This window comes from Streptomyces sp. NPDC056987 (assembly GCF_042673865.1).
In the GTDB taxonomy this organism is placed as follows: Bacteria; Actinomycetota; Actinomycetes; order Streptomycetales; family Streptomycetaceae; genus Streptomyces.
The window spans coordinates 196,848-216,587 of sequence record NZ_JBHURV010000002.1 but is presented as its reverse complement, the minus strand read 5'-3'; the positions used below and the strand labels follow the sequence as shown (position 1 = coordinate 216,587).

The following is a 19,740-nucleotide window of genomic DNA, read 5'->3' as shown; positions in this document are numbered from 1 at the left end:
GGGGGCCGCGTGAGCACACCGTCCGGAGCCGTCTGGGGCCGTGCCGAGCAACAGGACTTCCGCAGCCGGGTACGGGGCGCGCTGCTCGGCGGCGGGCTGGGCGACGCGCTCGGCGCCGGGGTCGCCACGCTCACGCTCGACGAGATCCGGGCCGCCCACGGCGTCCCCGGCGGCGCGGGTGGCGGGGGTGGCGTTGGCGACCTCGTCCCCGCGTACGGCCGGCGCGGCGCGGTCACCGCCAACACCCAGCTCACCCTGTTCACCGTCGACGGGCTGATCCGCGCCCAGGTGCGCCGCGACCTCGGCGCCTGGCACCCGCCCACCGATGTGCACCGCGCGCATCTGCGGTGGGCCGCGACCCAGCGGGACTGGGGGCCCGACCTGCGGCGCAAGGACAACGGATGGCTCGCCCAGGAGGAGTGGCTGTACGTGCGCCGCGACCCGACCATCTCCTGCCTCACCGGCTTCGGCGACCAGGTCATGGGCACGCTCGACCAGCCGAAGAACCCCATCGCGCAGGACGCGGGCGCGCTCGTACGGTCCGCGCCGTTCGGGCTGCTCGTCGGGTGGGAGCCGCAACTCGTCTGCCAGCTCGCGCTGGAGTGCGCCGTCCAGACGCACGGCTCGCCGGGGGCCTTCATCTCGGCGGGCGCCTACGCCGTGATCGTCCACGAGATCGCGCGCGGCGGGACCCTGGAGGCGGGTGTGGAGCGCGCCTGCGTGCTGATCGCGCCGCGCACCGGCCACGAGCCCGTCACGGCGGCCCTGCGGCAGGCGCTCGACCTCGTACGGCAGGGCGTGCCGGGCCCCGAGCAGATCGCCGCGCTCGGCGACGGGCGCACCGCCGAGTCGGCGCTCGCGGTCGCCGTCTACTGCGCGCTCGTCGCCGAGGACGTACGCCAGGGGCTGCGGCTCGCCGTCAACCACGACGGTCCCTCCGCCGCCACGGGCACCCTCTGCGGCTCGATCCTGGGGGCGATGCACGGTGAGACGGCCCTGCCGCCCGCCTGGCTGGCGGAGCTGGAGGGCCGGCCCACCCTGCTGGAGATCGCCGACGACTTCGCGATGGAGATGACCCAGGGGCCGGCCCTGCACAGCCCCGATGTCACGGAGTCGGGCTGGCTGACCCGCTACCCGCGCGGCTGATACCGGGACCCTTGCCGTTCCCGTTGCCCTTGCCGTTCGAGTCGCCCGCCCCGTCGGTCTCCTCGTGGCCGTCCCCGTCGATCCGCCCCAGCAGCGCGTCACGCTCCGGGGTGTCCTCCGGCTTCAGGAAGCCGATGACGATGTACAGCACGAGCGACACCGCGAGCGGCACGGAGACCTGGTACTGGAGCGGCACACCGCCGTCCACGTTCCAGTTGATGGGGTAGTTGACCAGCCAGAACGCCAGCAGCCCCATCGCCCAGCTCACCAGCGCGGCCGTCGGCCCGGATTTACGGAACGGCTTGAGCAGCCCCAGCATGAACGGGATCGCGATCGGCCCCATCAGCCCGGCCACCCACTTGATGACGACGGTGATGATGTCCTTGAACGTCGGCGAGTTGACCTGGGTGGCGATCGCCATCGACAGCGCGAGGAACGAGATCGTCGACAGCCGCGCCGCCAGCAGCCCCGCCCGGTCCGACCAGCTGCGCGCCGCCCGGGAGAGCACCGGGGCGATGTCCCGGGTGAAGACCGCCGCGATGGCGTTGGCGTCCGACGAGCACATCGCCATGGTGTGCGAGAAGAAGCCGACGATGACCAGGCCCAGCAGCCCGTGCGGGAGGAGCTGTTCGGTCATCAGGGCGTACGAGTCGGACGCGTCCGGCTTCTGCGCCTCCACCAGCAGCGGCGCGCACCACATGGGGAAGAACAGGACCAGCGGCCACACCAGCCACAGGACGGCCGAGAGCCGCGCCGAGCGCGTGGCCTCGCGGGCGCTGGCGGTGGCCATGTAGCGCTGCGCCTGGTTCCACATGCCGCCGTTGTACTCGAAGGTCTTGATGAAGAGGAACGCCAGCAGGAACGTCACGGTGTACGGTCCCGCAGTCGGCTCGGCGTGGCCCTCGGGGAGCTTGTCCCAGACCGTCCACAGCGCGCTGACGCCGCCGAGTTCGCCCATGACCGCGACGAGCATCGCGATCCCGGCGAAGAGCTGGATGATGAACTGGCCCAGCTCGGTGAGGGCGTCGGCCCACAGCCCGCCGACGGTGCAGTAGATGCCGGTGATGACACCGGTGATGAGGATGCCCTGGTTGAGGGAGATCCCGGTGAAGACGGAGAGCAGGGTGGCGATGGCGGCCCACTTGGCGCCCACGTCCACGATCTTCAGCAGCAGCCCGGACCAGGCGAGCGCCTGCTGTGTTCTCAGGTCGTACCGGTTCTTGAGATATTCGAGCGGCGAGGCGACCCGTAGCCGGGAGCGCAGCCGGTTGAGCCGGGGCGCGAAGATCTGCGCGCCGATCCCGATCCCGATGGCGATGGGGAAGGACCAGGTCACGAACGAGGTGACGCCGTAGAGATAGGCGATGCCGGCATATCCGGTGAACATCACGGCGCTGTACCCGGACATGTGGTGCGAGATGCCCGACAGCCACCAGGGCATCTTGCCGCCCGCGGTGAAGAAGTCGCTGACGTTGTCCACTCGTTTGTGCGACCAGATGCCGATCGCGATCATGACGCCGAAGTACGCGATGAGCACGATCCAGTCGAGGCTGTTCATGTCACCCCTCCAGGGGTCCGCCGGTTGAACGTCGGAGCGCTTCGTCAGTGGGCGCGTTCCGGTCGGCGGCAACCCCCGTGCGGGAGCGGGGACTTGGGGGATTGAACCGCCTGGTGGGGTGGCGGGTCAAGGGCGTATGCGGTCATGGACGTGAACGCAGGTCAGTAAGCCGAACAGTTTTACCTGTTCTTGACTCTCCATGGCGTTGTCGTGACCGTGCTGGCTCACCCAGGATGAGCGGGCACTTCGTCAGCGGGCTCCGGTCGTGGGCCGCGGGTCTTTGGCGTACGGAGCGGGTGGCCGTACGGAACGGAAACAGCCGCGCGGGATGCGGGTCCCGCGCGGCCGGGCATGGTCGAGCCCCCTCGGCCAGGACGGCGGACCGGTCGAGAGGGCTCTGTCTGTGCTGCGGTAAAACGCGGCGGGCCTCAGGCGAGGCCGGCGGCGCCCTTGCCCATTTCCTGGACGAAGGCATTCCACGAGCTGGGGACGAAGGAGATCGACGGCCCCTCGGGAGCCTTCGAGTCCCGGACGGCAATGGCCTGGACGAAGGGGGACCTGACCTCTACGCATGCGCCGTTTCCGCCGGAGTACGAGGACTTCGTCCACGTGTCCGTAGCGCCCTGAAGGATTGCCATATTCGCTCCGGTTCAGCAAGTGAGGTGACATAGCGCCAACTTCTGCTGGCATGATCGACGCTACTCGCCTCACTTGATGAGCGGGATGTGTGTTCACTCGTCCGGATGGTCTATGGGGGAACAGCCTTACGTCCGAAGCGGATTGAGTTGTATACTTCCCCCGCCTCCATGCGTAAAAGCGGATCAGTTCGACAATCCGGACCAATGTGACGATCACTCAACGGGCGTAATCCTTGGCGATATCCGCGATGTACTGCCGCGTCTGATCCGCATTCAGGGCCTGCGCGCGCAGGTGTTCGTACATCACGCTGTACCGCTGCACGTCATTCGCCTTCTCCAGATAAAGGTCGCTCGTCACGCCCTCGATGTAGACCACGCTGGAGTCCGACGCGTCGGGGAATTCGAGAATCGCGTAGTGCCCGCTGATTCCGGGATGCGCGCCCATGTCGAAAGGGAGCACCTGAACCGTCACATGCGGCAACTGCGACTGCTCCACGAGGTGTTCGAGCTGCTCGCGCATGAGCTGACGGCTGCCGACGACCCGCCGCAGCGCCGCCTCGTCGACCACGGCCCAGAGCCGCAGCGGCTCCTCGGGCGCGTTGATCCGGTCCTGCCGCCGCATCCGTACCCCGACACGCTTCTCCACATCCGGTACGGCCGACTCCGGAAGCGCGCCGTTGATCAGCGCCTCGGCGTACGGGCGGGTCTGGAGCAGCCCGGGAACCACCTGCGGTTCGAACACGCGCAACGAGGCCGCGTCCGTCTCCAGCCCGATGTAGACGCTGTACGGGATGTCGCCGAAGGCGTGCCACCAGCCCTGCTGGCGGGAGTCCTTGGCCATTTGCATAAGCGAGTCGACGATCCGGCTGTCCTCGACGTCGTAGACCCCGCAGAGATCACGTACATCGCGCTGGCTGATCGAGCGGCGGCCGTTCTCCAGTCGGCTGATCTTCGACTGGGAGACCAGCAGGCGTTCCGCGACTTCCTCGGCCGTCATGCCTTTGAGTTCGCGAAGGCGGCGCAACTCCTGGCCCAATCGGCGTCGCCTGACGGTGGGATTGACGTTGGACGCCACGGAAACTGCACCTCCGGCTGTGTAGCTGTAGCTGTACGTATCTACTGCTCAGCAGACTGCCACCAAAGGTCCCGGCCGCGCTGGGAAATGGCTACAGAGGTGATTGCGCCGTTCTGCGCGCCGCGCCGCGCGCCCCCACGCGCGCCCTGGCGCCGTCGCGGGCCTCAGGGCCCCTCCCAGGGCTTCAGCGGCCCTGTGGACCCCTGGCCAAAGGTCTGGCCCTTTGCCGGGGCTCCAGGCGCCCGTGAGGCGGCCGGGGGATGGCTGATACGCGACGCGCGGGGCAGCCGGATGGTGTTGGCTGCCCCGCGCGTCCTGTGCGGCTCCCGAACCGGGTCCGGCCTGCTGGACGACGACTGCGCGTCGGATTGCGGTGTGTCAGTGCGCAGGCACGCGCGCCATGCCGCCGCGCTGCGGCTGCATGGGCACGCCACCGACCGGCCGCGCGCCGGCCGGAGCGCCGGTGGCGCCCTGGGCCGGGTTACGGCGCGGCTGTGCGCCCACCCCGTTCTGGACGTCCATCACGGCGTGCGCCACGAGACCGCCCATCGGGTCGTGTCTGATCAGGTCCCGGAGCCGGGAGCGCGACGAGCGCCCCTCGTTCCCGGGATAGAGGTGCTTGCCGAGTCCGACCGCATGGGCCAGCGCGGCGAGCGCCGCGGTCCGCGGGTCCGGCGGAACGCCGGTGCGGATCGCGCTGTCCAGCCGGGACCTGATCTCCCGGCTGATCGCCGTCTCCGTCGCCTGGTAGCGAGTCGTCGGCAGCACCCCGCACATCTGGCCCGCGACGGCATGCACCATGCCGCACCGCTCCAGATGCGAGAGATAGGTCTGGCGCAGCCCCAGCCGGGGCCCGCCGATCCAGTGGACCGCCCGAACCGGGCTGCCGCGTCTGCGCAGCAACTCCAGTGCGGAGTCCAGAGTCGGATCTCCGGTCGGCCGTGGCATCACCACGGCGATACGATCCCCGTCAGGGGCTATCCGTCCTGCCAGAGCCAGCTCTACTAGCTGTGCTCCGGCCAGGCCGAGGTCGAGCGACTGCGGCTGCGCTGTGGTACCCGTGGCCGGGTCCAGAGCGAGCAACAGAAGCTCCTCCGGAATTGTTCTGCGGCTCCTGCCCATCCATGCCTCCCCGCGTGGATGAATGACAGGGTGACCCCTCTCACAATGGTCTGTCGAGGGTGCCTGGGTGCTTTGTGCGGGAACCGTTATGTATGTCGTTCTCGTCTAGCACCCGGGCCGAGGTCCCAGAGCGGGACACTGATAGATGCTTCGGACAGTGCGGTTTACGGCGCATGAGACATGAAGGAGACACGGTGGCGGGCGAGTCCCCCGACAAATCGGATCAGCGGAAGTCGTCGGGGGAGACGACTCCTGGCGAACGTGACCCGAGGCTTTCGGTCTTCCGTGAATCGGCCGCGGCCGTGCCGGAGCGCAGAGACGGGGGCGAGGGGGCCGAGGGGGCGGAGTCCGGCTCGGGGGTGTCGACGAGGGTTGCGACCGCAAATCGGGACGAGGACTCCACGGCGGAGCCGGAGGACGGCCCGGCGGCTGCCGAGGACGCGGCGAGCGTGTCCCCGGAGCGCCCGAAGTCCGACAACCGGACGATGACCCTGAAGGGCGCCGGGTCGCCTTCGTGGGCGAGGCCCGAGCCGGAGAGTGCGGAGAAGGCCGAGGACGCCTCGGCCGACTCGCCGGCGCCTGACGGGAAGAAAGATGAGGAAGACGCCGGGAAGGCGCCCGAAGCGGGTGCCCAGGAGCCGGAGAAGCCGCGCGCCGCGAAGGACTCCGAGGAGCCGAAGGAGCCCAAGGAGTCCCCGGAGTCGAAGGACGCCGACGACGCCGACGACGCCGAGGCGTCGGAGAAGGCGTCGGTGAAGTCGTCCAAGAGCGACGGCGGCGACGACCGGCCCGCGCCTGCTTCCGAGCCCAAGTCCGGGTCCGAGCCCAAGTCCGGGTCCAAGCCCGAGTCGGGGTCCAAGCCTGAGCCGGCAGCCGAGTCCAAGACCGGATCCGAGCCCGAGTCCAGGACCGGGTCCAAGTCCGAGCCGGAGTCCGGGTCCAAGCCCGGGCCGAAGTCCGAGCCGGAGGCCGAGTCCAAGCCCGGATCCGACCCCGACCCCGACCCCAAGTCCGACCCCGAGTCCGGCCCCGAGTCCGGCCCCAAGTCCGGCCCCAAGTCCGGCTCCAAGTCCAAGTCCGGGCCGGTCGACCAGGCCACCGCTGTCTTCAAGACCCTTCCCAAGCCCACCACCGACCAGCCCACCACCGCGCTGAAGCTGCCCAAGTCGGCCGACGTGGCCGAGGCCCCGGCGGAGCGGACGAGTACGTTCGTGCCCCTGCGCCGCGACGACCGTCCGGCCCCGGCGGCGCCCCCGGCGGCGTCCAAGGCCCAGCCCCAGCCCCAGGCTCAGGCACCGGCGCCCGCGCCCGCGCCGTCCGGGATCCCGGAGGCCGAGCGGACCCGGCAGCAGCCGTTGCCGCCGATGCCCCCGCTCGACCTGCTCGCCGAGCTGACCAACAAGCCGGCCCCGCCGGAGACCCCGGTCCGCACGATGGTCCGCCGGGTCAAGATCTGGACGCCGCTGGTGCTGCTCGCGGTGGTCGTCTTCGCCATCGTCCAGGCGGTACGGCCGCTACCCGCCCCGGAGTTGATGCTCAGCGCGGACTCCGAGTACTCCTTCGACGGCGACAAGCCCACGCTGCCGTGGCCCGACCACGGGCAGGGCGCCATGTCGGTGGCGGGGCTCGGGGAGGTGGACTCCTTCGGCGAGCAGAAGCCGGTCCCGATCGCCTCCGTGACCAAGTCGATGACGGCGTACATCATCATGCGGGACCATCCCATGAAGGTGGGTCAGGACGGTGCGATGATCCCGGTCGACGCCCTGGCGGAGAAGGAGGGCGGCTACGACGAGTCCGGCAACGAGTCGACGCTGAACACGATCAAGGAGGGCGACAAGCTCTCCCAGAAGGACGCCCTCAGCGCGCTCATGATCCCCTCGGCGAACAACGTGGCCCGGCTGCTCGCGCGCTGGGACGCCGGATCGCAGGACGCGTTCGTCAAGAAGATGAACGAGGCCGCCGCGGACCTCGGGATGAAGGACACGAAGTACACGGACCCGTCGGGTCTGGACGCCACGACCGTCTCCACCGCGTCCGACCAGGTCAAGCTGGGGCTGGAACTGGTGAAGATGCAGGCGCTGATGGTGATCACCCAGCTGCCGCAGTGGACCGACCCGTCCGGCAAGACATGGCCCAACTGGAACACCCTGGTGCCCTACAACGGCGCCATCGGGATAAAGACCGGTACCACCACCAAGGCCGGCGGCAACCTGCTCTTCGCCGCGACCAAGGACGTCGACGGAACGAAGAAGCAGTACGTCGTGGGCGCCATCCTCGGCCAGCGGGGCCCCTCGATCATCGACGCGGTCAACGCGGCGAGCAAGAAGGTGCTGATCGACACCCGTGAGCTGCTGGTGTCGCAGACGGTGGTGAAGAAGGGCCAGACGGTCGGTTACGTCGACGACGGACTCGGTGGCCAGACCCCCGTCGTCGCCACCAAGGACCTGACGGCGGCCGGCTGGCCGAGCCTGAAGATCTCCCTCGGGGTGACGGACGGCGGCAAGGCGGTCCCGCAGACGGCGACGGCCGGCACGGTGGTCGGTCAGCTGACCGTCGGTTCCGGACCTGGCCAGGTGACCGCACCGGTCGCGCTCCAGGAGGACCTGGTCGAGCCCGGCTTCGGCGCGAAGCTGACCCGCGTCGGCTGACCGGTCGCCGGAAGCGGTGTGACGGCCGGTGGCCCCGGAGTGTTCGTGCTCCGGGGCCACCGCCCGTAGGGCCGCACGTGACGGCTTCGGAGCACGCGCCTGCCGTACGCGCCAGCCATACGTGCTAGCGTCGCGAAACGGACATCTGTTGGGCACCGCCCCGTCATCTGCCCGGCCGGCCGCTCGGTCGGCCGCCCGGGCAACTGAGCGACACGGGTTCGGCGTCCTGGAAGATGCGGGCGTCCTGCAAGGATGCCGGGGTCGGCACACCGGGCCACGGGCCACGAACTACGCGTGACGAATGACGGGTTACGGAGAAGAGCTTCGGGCGGCCGCGGGACCGCAGGACCGCGTGACCGCGCTACGGAGCGACGGTGGGACGGGAAGACGTGGAGAGCCGCAGTGACGACCGCTGAGCCGACGCGCGCCGAAAGCGGCGCCGCCCCCGGTGCGCCCGCCGCCGAGGCGCGAATAGATCTGCCCGCGGACCGATCCGCGGACCGATCCGCGGAACCGACCGAAGGACCGACCGAGGGACCGGCCCCGAAGCCGCTCACGGACGCGTCCGCGCGCCCCGAGGAGCCCGGGGCCCCCGGCGGAGGCGGGCGGTTCCCAGGGGTCCGGGAGCGGGTGCGGCGGCATCCCGTCCTCTTCGCCACCCTCGTCGCCGCGGCCGTTCACGTCCTCTGGTTCTTCTTCTTCGCGAACAGCGGCGGCGACATCGCCGCCCAGGACGCCTGGGCCGAGTTCGTGGGCCGCCACCCCGACTCCGCGTACAACCTCGCCTGGTACGGCGGGATGCACCCCGTCTCGTACAGCGTCGTCTCGCCGTACCTGATGTCGGTCCTCGGGGTCCGCTCGACCATGATGGTCGCCGGGACGGTCTCCGCCGCCCTGACCGCGCTGATCCTCGTCCGCGTCCCGGCCGTCCGTAACCCCGTCGCGTGCGCGCTCGCCGGGGTGTTCGCGTTCCTCTGCAACGCGCTCTCCGGGCGCGTCACCTTCGGCCTCGGCGTGATGTTCGCGCTCGGCGCCGTCGCCGCCGTGTTCTGCTGGCCCCACCGCTGGCGCCGCAAGCGCTGGCTCAAGGGCGTGGCCGCCGCGCCGCTCGCCGCGCTCGCCACCGCCGCCAGTCCGGTCGCCGGGCTGTTCCTCGGTGTCGTGGCCGCCGCGCTCTTCCTCAACAAGCGCCGCCCCGGGGCCTACGCGCTCGGCCTCGCCCCGGCCGCGGTCGTGGCGCTCTCGGCCTGGCTGTTCCCGTTCTCCGGCACGCAGCCGATGTCGGTCGGCACGGCCTCGCTGCCGTTCCTCTTCTCCGTCCTCACCTTCGTCCTCGTCCCCCGGGAGTGGCGTACGGTCCGGGTCGCCACGGCCGTCTACGGCTCCGGGGTGCTGCTCACGTACGTGATCGACTCGCAGATCGGCTCCAACGTCTCCCGGTTCGCGATGATCGTCGGCGGGGTGGTGCTGCTCGCCGCCCTGCCGTACACCGCGCCGCGCACCCGCCGCTGGTACGCCCTGGTCGTCGCCTTCGCCGGGCTGAACTTCTGGATCGGCTTCAAGGGCGTCGACGACATCGTCCGGACGGCCCCCACCGCCTCCTGGGCCCGCGAGCTGGCGCCGCTGGTCAACCAGTTGCAGCGCAGGGGCGCCGACAAGGGCCGCGTCGAGGTCGTGCCCGCCAGCAGCCACCGCGAGTCCTCCGCGCTCACCCCGTACGTCAACCTCGCCCGGGGCTGGAACCGGCAGGCCGACATGGAGCGCAACCCGCTCTTCTACGACGACACCCTGACCGAGACGACGTACCGCGACTGGCTGGACCGCTGGGCCGTGCACTACGTGGTGCTGCCCGAGGGCCGGTTCGACGACGGCGCCGCCGTGGAGGCCGAGCTGGTCCAGGGCGGCCTGCCCTACCTGGAGCGCCTGTGGGGCGACGCCAACTGGACGCTCTACGTCGTCCAGGACCCGACGGCGCTCGCCGACCCGCCCTCGATCGTCGAGCGGGCGGGCGCGGAAGAGGTGACGATCCAGGTGAAGTCCGCCGGGCGGGTGCTCATCCGGATCCCGTACTCGCCGTGGCTCGCGCTGGTCGACGAGAACGGCAAGCGGGTGCTGCCGCCGCAGGAGACGGCCGCGTCCAAGGCGGCCGGGGAGGCGGACGGGAACAGCCCGAAGACCTTCACCAACCCCAACGGCTGCCTGCTGAAGGCCGAGCCGACCGCGCAGGGCGACGAATGGACGGAACTCCTCGCCCCCCGGGCCGGGGTCTACCGCCTGGCCGCGCCGTACCAACTGCCGCGCGGGACGGGCTGCCCGGAGGAGCTGCGCTGAGCCGGATGCTCGCCGGCCCCGGCCGCCCTGCGCTGGTTTTTCTGCGGAATGACACGGTCCGCCGCAACGCACTCATCGAGGCCCTCGCCCATGGCACCCCGTACGAGGAGACCCACGGTGCCCTGCGCTACCGCTGGAACGGCGTGGACTGCACGGCTGCGCAGCGAACGGACCACGGTGACGAACCGCGTTCCGCGTGTGCCCTCTACGTCCTCAACGCCCACGTCGCCATCGGCGGGCTGCAGGAGTCGTGTGTCCCGGGGACCAGACACGGGCTGATGAGGGTGGCGCGCACGGTGGTCAACCGCTGGCCACCAGGGCCCGTCCGTCGGGGATCCGTATGACGAGCGCCTTCGGATGCCGGGTGGTCTCGGTGACTTCGAAGGGCCGGGAAACGGCGATGCCTCGTGCGTTCCACCTGATTCGTTGACGTCACCGCGACCGTCGGCGCCCCGAACCTGGTGACCGGGAAAACGAGCCCTGGGTCCGGCTATAACGAGCCCTGGGTCCGGCTATGTCGTGCGGGGTGAACGCCATACCCGCGAAAGCGTCGTTCGTCTCGGCGATCTTCCTACAGGTGCGGCGGAACATCCCCCCCCCCGGCGGTCGTGACCGACGGCAGAGGCTGATTGTCGGGCGGGTGGACCAGGCGCTGTTCGGTCAGGAACGTCATACTCGCCGGGTCTGGCTCCGGATCAGTCGCCGACGCGGCGGCGATCCCTTCACCAGGTGCTCGGGGTGCAGAGGTCGGCGCAGCAGCAGACCTCTGCCGTAGATCATTTCAAGTCTTCGTGGATCACAGGCCCGAGAGGGTCGCTGTAAATGCGTGAAGAAGGAGACAAAAATTCACACTCCCGTCGCATTTTGCTCAGCAAAGGGGCGAATCCTCGACTCCATTTTTCCGCAAGCAAATGCCCAAGCCTCGCAGAGGGGGGCAAATGGGATGATGGTTAGCGAGATCTGGAGGGGCGCTTTTTCAGTCATCCCATCGAAATGATGTTGCTTGATCGAACATGGGCGGGTTCTTATCTAGGCGGAGTCAGTTGATCACGTTCGGTTGCCGCAGGGGGGTGCCGGGCTTGGCTCCAGGGAAGCCCAGCGAGGGCTTTTCAGGGAGGGGATTACACGCATGCGTACTCTTACGAAGGCTGCCTGCACCGTGGCCGGGATCGCTGCGCTCTGCGGCAGCGCCCCGGCGTTCGCCCTGACGGCGAGCACCGACGGGTCGAAGGCCTACACCTCAAATTCCAACCTGACCGCGAACGTCGAGGACACCAAGGCGGACAGCCGTTCTGCGAAGGGGGAGTACTACCGCAAGGCCGAGCCGGGCGTGACCAAGAACCTCTGGAACAAGAGCGGCTCGGGCACCACCGTCAGTTCCACGGGCAGCACCGTCGTCTACCAGATCCGTGCATGCCGACAGGAGCAGGCCGCTCCCGACACCTGCTCGAAGTGGGTGGCCTGACGTCTGACCACGGACATCAAGTCCCTGTGACGACTGATTGACGTGTGAGGCCGGCCCCGAGGGGCCGGCCTCACACTTACTCCGACCTACTTGCCGTTGAGAGGCCTGCTGTGACCGTTCCGCCGCCGACCCCGCCTGTTCCAACATCTGTCTCACCTTCCGAGAGCGCAGTGGCGGTCGATTCGCTCAACTATGCCTTGCCGGACCGTGCTCTTCTGGACGACGTCACTCTGCACGTCTCCTACGGTGAGTCGGTCGCGGTGACAGGCGCCAGCGGCAGTGGGAAGAGCACGCTGCTGATGTGCCTGCTGGGACTGACCAAACCACACACGGGGACGGTCCGGATTGCGGGCCGCGACATCGTGCCGATGCGTGGCCGTGCCTTGGCACAGCACCGTCGCGCGAACGTGGGGATGGTCTTTCAGTTCGGCGAGTTGCTGGCTGAACTGACGCCTTTGGAAAACGTGGCCTTGGCCGGCCTGCTGGCTGGGCTGCCACATCGGGAAGCCTACGAGCGGGCCAGGCGTCTGCTGCAGGAACTGGGTGTTCCGGCGGACGGGTCCCCGACGGCCCACCTGTCGGGCGGTGAGCGTCAACGCACGGCGGTGGCGCGCGCACTGGTCAACGAGCCCGCCCTCCTGCTGGCGGACGAGCCGACCGGGGCGCTGGACTCTGTAAATCGGGAGACGGTTGCTGACCTGCTGTTCTCATTGCCCGAGCGTCGGCGGTGCGCTCTGCTGGTCGTCACGCACGATGCGTCTGTGGCCGCTCGTGCGGACCGCACACTCCTGCTGGAGGCCGGGCGGCTGCAGAATCCGGTGAGTGCCTCGTGAAAGAGCGTTCCCTGACCCGGCAGTTGGTGACGGTCGGCTGGCATGCGGGACGGTCGGTCCGTGGCGGCGGGCTCCGATTCGTCGCACTCGTCTGTGGCGCCGCCACTCTCACGCTGGCTGTGACGGCGCTGATTCTCTCCGCAGCCGCATACGACGGTCGTGAGCAGCGCAGTGCGGCACGCAATCCCGTTGTCCATGACAGCAACCCTTCACAGCCGGCCGTCGTGCTCTGGCAACCCTCTTTCGACGAAATCGGTCAGGAGCAGTACTCCGTCGTCTACATGGCACCGCTGGCAGAAGGCGCGCCCCTGCCACCAGGGCTGCGCACGTGGCCGCGCCCGGGACAGTCGGTGCTTTCCCCTGCCCTTGCCGAGCGGGGTGCCGCCCACGGAATCCTGACGCGTTACGGTCAGGCCTCGGGCCGGATCGCTCAGAATGGACTGGCCGATCCCGACGAGCTCCTCGCCTACGTTCGTCCGGCCGACGACCGATTTATCGATCGGGAGAAAGCCTTCACCGTCAACGGTTACGGTGCACCGGGCACAATGTTCGGCAACAGCCTGAACGTCGAATCGCTGAGGGTTCTGGCAACGACGGTGCTGGGCCTCCTGGTTCTGCCCGCCCTCGGTCTGACGGTGGTCGCCGTCCGTATGGGTGCAGAGGCCCGTCGGCGTCGGACCGTTCTCCTTGATGCGCTTGGTGCCTCGTGGAGCGCACGGACCCTGGTCAACGCCGGTGAGACGCTGCTGCCCGCTTTCGTCGGAACGGTGCTGGGAATTGTTCCGGCTTTTTGGGCCGCGCACATCGAAGTGACTCTGCCGCTGACCGACTACACCATGTCGCGCGCAGACGTGGCCCAATATACCGCTGCCTGGCTGGTCGCGGCGCTGGCCTCGTTCGTCGTGGTGGTCCTGGCGGCTTCGGTTCTCCACCGCGTCCAGCGGGACAGCGGGACACGCCTACGGGCCGCTGGCGGCCGGTTGCCCCGGTGGTGGCCGACGGTCTTCCCTTTTGCGGTTTTCTTCACCGTCCAGGGACCCGAGCCGCTGTCCAACGGCAACACGTATCTGTTCCTGCTGATCTACAGCGCCGGCGTCGCTCTGACAATGGCCACGCTGCCGTCCGTGATCGGCTTGCTCATCGCCCTGATCGGCCGGGCTCTCGGCCGGCTCGGTCGCCGGACCGGGATGTCCGGCACGCTCGTAGCCGGACGATGGATGGCCGGAAACCCCAGTATCACCGTGCGGCTGGTGGCGGGCCTGGTCATCGCGATCGGCCTGGTCGGTCAGGTGCAGCTCCACAGCAGCCGCCTGAGTTCCGAGTACGCGGCAGCCCGCGCCTCGGCCGATCGGCTCAACGACACCGTCTACACGCTGAGTCAGCCGAACCTCAGCGAGCGAACCCGCGCATTTCTTGCCGAGCTCCCGTCAAGTGTGCAGGCCTACTCGATGACAGGCGACACCGACGACCAAAACCGCACCACGGTTTCCATTCAGGCTTCCTGCGCGGCACTCAAGGCCATCAAGCGTTCATGCGGCAACCCAGAACCGTTCGGCGTGACGGACCCCGATGCGCGATTGAGTGAACTCGCCAACTGGTTCTCCGGCGGAACTGACATCTCCCTGCGAGTGGGGCCCGTCGCCGCCCCGTCGGCAACCAGTGGCGGCCGGTACCTCGTCCTGTTGGATACTCACGGAAAACAGCTGCCCGTCGACCGGATCCGTCAGGCAGCTTTCACGCGTCTCTCACCGACCCCGAACGCTGAAACCCCGGGAGGGGGCTGGCTGAGCGGAGTCGTGACCAGGGCCAGCCGCGGCGCCTGGGTCGCCCTTTTCGGCGTGGCCGGCATCACGGCAACGGCCCTTGCCCTGAGCCTCAACAGCCTTGCCGAATTCCAGCGCTTCAGCCGATCCATTGCACCTCTCGGGGTACTCACGGGCCGACGCCGTATCTTCCTGGCGACCGCAGCCTGGACCCTGCTGCTACCACTCCTCCTCGCGGCCGGTCTCGGTCTGCTGGCCAACGAGTGGCTCGCCACCCCACTCACCAACCCCGTCGTCGGGGCGTCCCTGTCCACCTTCGTTCTGGTCTCCCTGACCATCACTCTTGTCGTAGTCGCCTTCGCGGTCTGGCTCGTTGGATCCGTTTCGGCCATTCGCACCACAGACCGTTGGAAGCCCGAGACGGACTGAGCATCGTCACCGGTCACGCACGGGACAATACGGCAGCACGCGGAAACCCCGGCGTTGGCGTCAGTACGCCAATCCGGCCCGGCCGAACGGCGGTTCACCAGTCCGGCGACTCGTACGCTGAGTCAGCGTACGGGTACACACAGTGGACGGGTGTGATGACTCCACGTCACCATGTCCGGGTTCAGAGTGTGCGTCGAGGCGGGTGTGCGGGAGGTGTCCTGGCATGGCGGACGAGACCGGCAGTACGGACGGGACCGGGGGGATCGATGGACCCGGTGGGGCGGGACCCTGCCCCACCGGGGTGGAACCGGAAAGGTCGGACAGCCTCAAGGCGTTCGGCGAGGTCGTCAAGGCCTTCCGGAAGAGGGCGGGCCTGACCCAGGAGGAGTTCGCCCCGAGGGTGCAGTACTCGGTGCAGACGGTCGCCTCGATCGAGCAGGGCAGGCGGTTCCCGCAGCGGGCCTTCGTGGAGCGGTCGGAGGAGGTCCTGGACGGATTCGGGGCGATCAGGGGCGCGGCACGGCATCTGTCGCGGAAACCGGGGCTGGCGAGCTGGTTCAGGCAGTGGGCGCTGCTGGAGGCGGAGGCGCTGAATCTGTACACGTACGAATGCCGCCTGATTCCGGGCCTCTTGCAGACGGAGGCGTACGCGCGCACGCTGTTCGTGGAGCAGTTGCCACTCTTTGATGACGATCAGATCGAGGCGCAGTGGGCGGCGCGGGCGGAACGGCAGCGGCTGCTGCGGGAGCGGCCGAACACGACGTACAGCTTCATCCTGGAGGAGCACCTGTTCCTGCGGCGGACGGGCGGGGCGGAGGTGACGCGGGGGCTCGTCGAACATGTGCTGGAGATCGCGGAGTTGCGGAATGTGGAGATCCAGTTGATGCCACAGGTGCGGGAGTCTCATGCGGGGCTCGACGGCCCCATGCAGTTGCTGGAGAGCCCGGATAACCGGTGGTTCGCGTACTGCGAGGGCCAGGAGAGCGGACAGTTCATCTCCGACCCCAAGGTGGTCAGCAAGCTCCAGATGCGGTATGCCAGGATGCGGTCGCAGGCTCTCTCCCTCGAAGACTCCCTGAGCCTGTTGCGGCGGATGCGAGGAGCATGATGAGCACCATGGAACTGGTCTGGTTCAAGAGCACCTACAGCGGTGGTTCCGGCGACGACTGCGTCGAGGTCGCCCTCTCCTGGCACAAGTCCAGCTACAGCGGCGGCTCCGGCGACAGTTGCGTGGAGGTGGCCACCTGCCTCGACACCGTTCACGTCCGGGATTCCAAGGTGCGGCAAGGGCCGCAGCTCGCCCTTGCGCCGGGGGCTTGGAGCAGCTTCCTCTCGTACGCGACCCGGGCCTGAGCTTCGGCGGATACGTACGAGCGCCCCGCCCCGGAGCCGACTGGTCCAGGCGCGGGGCGCTCGCGGTGGTGTGGTGTGCTGTGCGTCAGAGGCGCTTGGCCGCTCGCAGCAGTGCCGCGTAGAAGCCGTTGCCGTCCAGGCGCGAGGTGCCGCCCTGGTCGCCGATGGTCGGGCCGTTGACCTCTTTGCGGCTGGAGACGAAGATCTGGTGGCCGTCGGTGTCGTTGCCGACGTACAGGCCTACGTGGTCCATCCGGTTCGCGGTGCGCTTGTCCATCTTGAAGAACACCAGGTCGCCCGGCTGGAGCTTGCTGGTGGAGTCCGGCCGCTTGTACCAGGGGGCGGGGCCGCCCAGCTTGTAGATGTCGACGCCGACGTCCGAGCGCGTCATACCGTTGGCGGTGCGCGGCAGACCGTCGCCGGCCTTGTCGCTGGACATCAGCGGGTAGCGGGCGCGGTAGCCGAAGACCGTCCTGATGAAGCCCGAGCAGTCCATCGCGCGGTAGCGGGCCTGCTGCGGCTGCTTGGTGGTGCCGTCGCGGAAGGTGTACGGGATGCCGAGGTAGTCGTAGAAGTCGGACTGCTCCAGGCGGTTGCCGGGGGTGCTCTCGTCGATCGGCCCGAAGTTGGCGTCGCCCGCGTACGGGACGCCCTCGTCGTCCTTCTTGAGCGGCGCGCCCTCCAGGTACTGGAAGGCGAACGCGAAGATGTCGTCCTCCTCGCTGCCGTAGAACTCCTTGAACCAGTCCTTGAACCACTTCTCCTTCTCGGCGCCCTCCGTCCACACCTCCGGCATCAGCCGCACCCAGTTCTCCGTGACCACACGGGACTTGGTGTTGGTCGGCTCGTCGAAGGTACGGCTGGGGCCGGTGAGGGTGGCGGTGCGCGCGCCGTCGGTGAAGGTGGCGAGGATGTCGCCGTCCCCGCCGCGCAGCACCGAGCGCTCCGGGCTCTTCAGCCGCTCCCAGGTCTGCTCACCGGTCGCCTTGGACCCGTTGGCCAGCTTGCCGGGGGTGTCGGTGATCGCCTGGACGGCGGGCGCCTTGGCCTGCTCGTCCTTGCGGAGTTCTACAGTGAGATAGGCGCTGCCGGCCAGCAGCGCGAGGACCGTCGTGGCATGCAGGACCGGGCGGCCCCGCTTCTTGGACTTGGCACTCATGACGAATCGGCTCCCGTGGGTGGGCTGGTCAGGCTGACGGCAGTGCGCCGAGCAGGATGCCGGCGGTGAGGACGACGTAGGCCGTGAGCGTGACCGTGCCGGTGGCGAGGATGGTCGCGCCCTTGGGCTGGCGTACGAGCTGGTACGCGATCAGGCCCGGGACGATGAAGCCGAGCGTCTGGTTGGCGTACATGAGAGGGAACTCCAGCGACAGCACGATCATCACGGTCCCCTGGAGGAGCACGCCGATCATGACGACCGCGGAGAACAGGCGCTTCCCGTAGAGGATCACGAAGCGCTGGACGAGCAGCGTGCTGACGTACGTCAGTACGGTCACGCCGACGACCATGGCGGCGCGCTGGAGGTCCTCGACGAGGGTCAGCGCGAGCCAGCCCGGGGTGATCATGCCCCCGGGGGAGAGGTTGGTGGTGAGGTAGCAGATCAGGGAGAACATCAGGCCCAGGCCGATGCCGATCGCGGCGATCTCGGGGGTGAGGACTGCGGGGATCAACGGAGCTCTCCTGGGTTCTGCCGCGGGGTCTGGTGGGACGAGGGGTGCTCCGGGTGCTCCGGGTACTCGCCGTCGGGGAAGTGGTGCTGCGCCTGCTGCTGTCGGCCGTGCGGATCCTGGTGGCCCTGGCCCTGGCCTTCGTTCTGGCCCTGGTCCGGCATCTGGACCGGTTCGAACGCGCCGCGCGGGCGCGGCACTTCGGTGGCGGGGCGCTGCTGGTAGCGCTGCTCGTACGCCTCGGAATAGGGGCGGTACGGGTCGAGGCGCGGGGCGTAGCGGGGCAGCGCCAGGGTCTCGTCGTGGCGGGGGTGCGCGGTGGGCTGTTCGCTCTGCCGATCGTCGGCGGGCGCGGGCGGGAGGGCGCGGAGCGCCGGGGCGGCGGGCGCGGAAGCGGACACCACCGGGATGGCGACCGTACCGGCTGCGTCGGGCGTGGCGGCGGGAGGCGTCCGTACCGTACCGGTGCCGCTCGTGCCGCCGGACGACCCGCCGGGGGCTCCGTCCTCATCCTCCGGGTCCGGCGTCTCGTCCGCGGGCAGTTCCGCGAGGTGCTCCAGCAGCAGTTCGCCCTGGCCGTGGATGTTGCCGATCGCGACCAGCGAGGACTCCTGCCCCAGCATCCCCAGCAGTTCGCGCATGAACTCCTCGGGATCGCGCTTGTCGCCGCCCAGGTCGACGGCGTGCGAGCGCCACTCGGCCGGGATCGCGTCGATGGCGCTCTTCGCCGGGTGGCCGATGACGAAGACCTTCTCCGGCTGGAGCTCGGGGATGATCTCGCCCATCTGGCCGTTGCGCTCGACGCGGTCGGGGCGGCAGTTGATGACCACGTTGAGCGGGCGGGAGATCGCGCCCAGGTCGAGGAGCTGGTTGATGTTCATCAGCGTCGACTCGGGGTCGTTCGCCGCGAAGACGTTGGCGAACCGCAGCTTCTTGCCGTCCGGCGTGAGGTAGCGCTCGACGGAGAGGACACCCGGGTCCGGCGGCGCGTCGTACATGCCCTGGAGCGCGGTCTCGCGCTCGACGCCCATCAGCTCGGCGACCTTCAGCGCGATGGCCACGTTCTCCTTGAACGTGAACCAGCTGAAGCCGCGCAGCTCCTCGTCGGAGACGGTCTCGGGGTCCGCGTAGATGAGCTGGCAGTTCCGGGCGTCCGCCTCCTCCTGGAGGATGTCGAAACGATCCTTCTCCGCCGTGACGCAGATGCCGTCCTCCGGCATGGAGCGCGACAGCGAGCGGGCCACGTCGTCCAGGGTGGGGCCCATCTCGGCGAGGTGGTCCTCACGGACGTTGCACAGTACGCCGATCGTGGAGCGGATCAGCTTGGACTGGTTGATCTCCTGGAGCGCGGGCATCACGGCCATGCACTCGATCACCAGCGCGTCGGGGTTGTACGCGGCGGCCCGCCGCACGATCCCGATCTGCTCCACGACATTGGCGATGCCGAACTTGCGGTAGACGGGCTCCTCGGTGGCGTCCGGGTGGATGAAGCGCGCCGCGGTGCCGGTGGTCTTGGCGACGGTGACGAGGTCGCCGCCGCGCAGCGCGCCCGCGCAGAGCCGGGTGATGGAGGACTTGCCGCGGATGCCGTTGACGAGCACCCGGGTGGGGATCCGGTTCAGGTTGGTGAAGTGCCTGCGCTGTTCGACGAGTCCCGCGACCAGCAGGATCGTGCTGCAGATGAGCAGCACGAAGTAGAGGAAGAGCACGGT

General features: G+C 69.0%; 16 protein-coding genes. 9 read left to right on the top strand and 7 right to left on the bottom strand.

Going from position 1 to position 19,740, the window contains the following annotated elements; translation table 11 throughout:
- Positions 1-9 precede the first annotated feature (9 nt).
- Complete coding sequence (locus ACFTZC_RS03310; protein WP_382886370.1) at positions 10-1,146, top strand: ADP-ribosylglycohydrolase family protein; 1,137 nt, start codon at positions 10-12, stop codon at positions 1,144-1,146.
- Here the strand turns inward: ACFTZC_RS03310 and ACFTZC_RS03305 are convergent.
- From ACFTZC_RS03305 to ACFTZC_RS03290, 4 genes are all read right to left on the bottom strand, one after another.
- Entirely contained in the window at positions 1,106-2,704 is a 1,599-nt protein-coding gene (locus ACFTZC_RS03305) for a sodium:solute symporter family protein (protein WP_382886369.1), read from the bottom strand. The two genes, ACFTZC_RS03310 and ACFTZC_RS03305, sit on opposite strands and share 41 nt — an antisense overlap.
- Before the next feature lie 428 nt (positions 2,705-3,132).
- Positions 3,133-3,342 carry a DUF397 domain-containing protein gene (locus tag ACFTZC_RS03300; protein WP_382886367.1) on the bottom strand — a complete coding sequence of 70 codons (210 nt, stop codon included), beginning with the start codon at positions 3,340-3,342 and terminating at the stop codon, positions 3,133-3,135.
- 217 nt (positions 3,343-3,559) lie between these two features.
- Positions 3,560-4,417, bottom strand: a complete 858-nt coding sequence (locus ACFTZC_RS03295) for a helix-turn-helix transcriptional regulator (protein WP_365809981.1) — start codon at positions 4,415-4,417, stop codon at positions 3,560-3,562.
- Positions 4,418-4,795: 378 nt separating this feature from the next.
- Positions 4,796-5,539, bottom strand: a complete 744-nt coding sequence (locus tag ACFTZC_RS03290) for a GPP34 family phosphoprotein (protein WP_382886365.1) — start codon at positions 5,537-5,539, stop codon at positions 4,796-4,798.
- Between the two features lie 359 nt (positions 5,540-5,898).
- On the opposite strand from ACFTZC_RS03290, the gene ACFTZC_RS03285 reads away from it, so the two are divergent.
- The 8 genes from ACFTZC_RS03285 to ACFTZC_RS03250 all read left to right on the top strand — a co-directional run bounded on the left by ACFTZC_RS03285 (position 5,899) and on the right by ACFTZC_RS03250 (position 16,361).
- Positions 5,899-8,187 carry a D-alanyl-D-alanine carboxypeptidase gene (locus ACFTZC_RS03285; protein ID WP_382886363.1) on the top strand — a complete coding sequence of 763 codons (2,289 nt, stop codon included), beginning with the start codon at positions 5,899-5,901 and terminating at the stop codon, positions 8,185-8,187.
- Between the two features lie 402 nt (positions 8,188-8,589).
- On the top strand, positions 8,590-10,518 hold the full coding sequence (locus tag ACFTZC_RS03280; RefSeq protein WP_382886361.1) for an MFS transporter: 1,929 nt from the start codon (positions 8,590-8,592) through the stop codon (positions 10,516-10,518).
- 5 nt (positions 10,519-10,523) lie between these two features.
- The gene (locus tag ACFTZC_RS03275) at positions 10,524-10,862 is read left to right on the top strand and encodes a hypothetical protein (RefSeq protein WP_382886360.1); all 339 of its coding nucleotides are present in this window, start codon (positions 10,524-10,526) and stop codon (positions 10,860-10,862) included.
- Between the two features lie 785 nt (positions 10,863-11,647).
- Positions 11,648-11,983 (top strand): hypothetical protein, encoded by a 336-nt coding sequence (locus tag ACFTZC_RS03270; RefSeq protein WP_382886358.1) that lies wholly within the window; start codon positions 11,648-11,650, stop codon positions 11,981-11,983.
- Between the two features lie 170 nt (positions 11,984-12,153).
- Entirely contained in the window at positions 12,154-12,816 is a 663-nt protein-coding gene (locus tag ACFTZC_RS03265; protein WP_382886356.1) for an ABC transporter ATP-binding protein, read from the top strand.
- Positions 12,813-15,008 (top strand): ABC transporter permease, encoded by a 2,196-nt coding sequence (locus tag ACFTZC_RS03260; RefSeq protein WP_382886354.1) that lies wholly within the window; start codon positions 12,813-12,815, stop codon positions 15,006-15,008. The genes ACFTZC_RS03265 and ACFTZC_RS03260 overlap by 4 nt, the downstream gene beginning before the upstream one ends.
- 223 nt (positions 15,009-15,231) lie before the next feature.
- Positions 15,232-16,116: a Scr1 family TA system antitoxin-like transcriptional regulator gene (locus ACFTZC_RS03255; RefSeq protein ID WP_382886351.1), complete on the top strand. Its 885-nt coding sequence runs from the start codon at positions 15,232-15,234 to the stop codon at positions 16,114-16,116.
- On the top strand, positions 16,116-16,361 hold the full coding sequence (locus ACFTZC_RS03250) for a DUF397 domain-containing protein (RefSeq protein WP_382886349.1): 246 nt from the start codon (positions 16,116-16,118) through the stop codon (positions 16,359-16,361). Before ACFTZC_RS03255 ends, ACFTZC_RS03250 begins: the two co-directional genes overlap by 1 nt.
- Before the next feature lie 85 nt (positions 16,362-16,446).
- Here the strand turns inward: ACFTZC_RS03250 and ACFTZC_RS03245 are convergent, their stop codons facing one another.
- From ACFTZC_RS03245 to pgsB, 3 genes are read right to left on the bottom strand one after another with little or no spacing between them, the layout of a single operon-like run.
- The gene (locus tag ACFTZC_RS03245) at positions 16,447-17,520 is read right to left on the bottom strand and encodes a C40 family peptidase (protein WP_382886348.1); all 1,074 of its coding nucleotides are present in this window, start codon (positions 17,518-17,520) and stop codon (positions 16,447-16,449) included.
- 28 nt (positions 17,521-17,548) lie between these two features.
- On the bottom strand, positions 17,549-18,031 hold the full coding sequence (locus tag ACFTZC_RS03240) for a poly-gamma-glutamate biosynthesis protein PgsC/CapC (protein WP_382886346.1): 483 nt from the start codon (positions 18,029-18,031) through the stop codon (positions 17,549-17,551).
- Entirely contained in the window at positions 18,028-19,737 is a 1,710-nt protein-coding gene (gene pgsB / locus ACFTZC_RS03235) for a poly-gamma-glutamate synthase PgsB (protein WP_382886344.1), read from the bottom strand. The genes ACFTZC_RS03240 and pgsB overlap by 4 nt, the downstream gene beginning before the upstream one ends.
- Positions 19,738-19,740 lie beyond the last annotated feature (3 nt).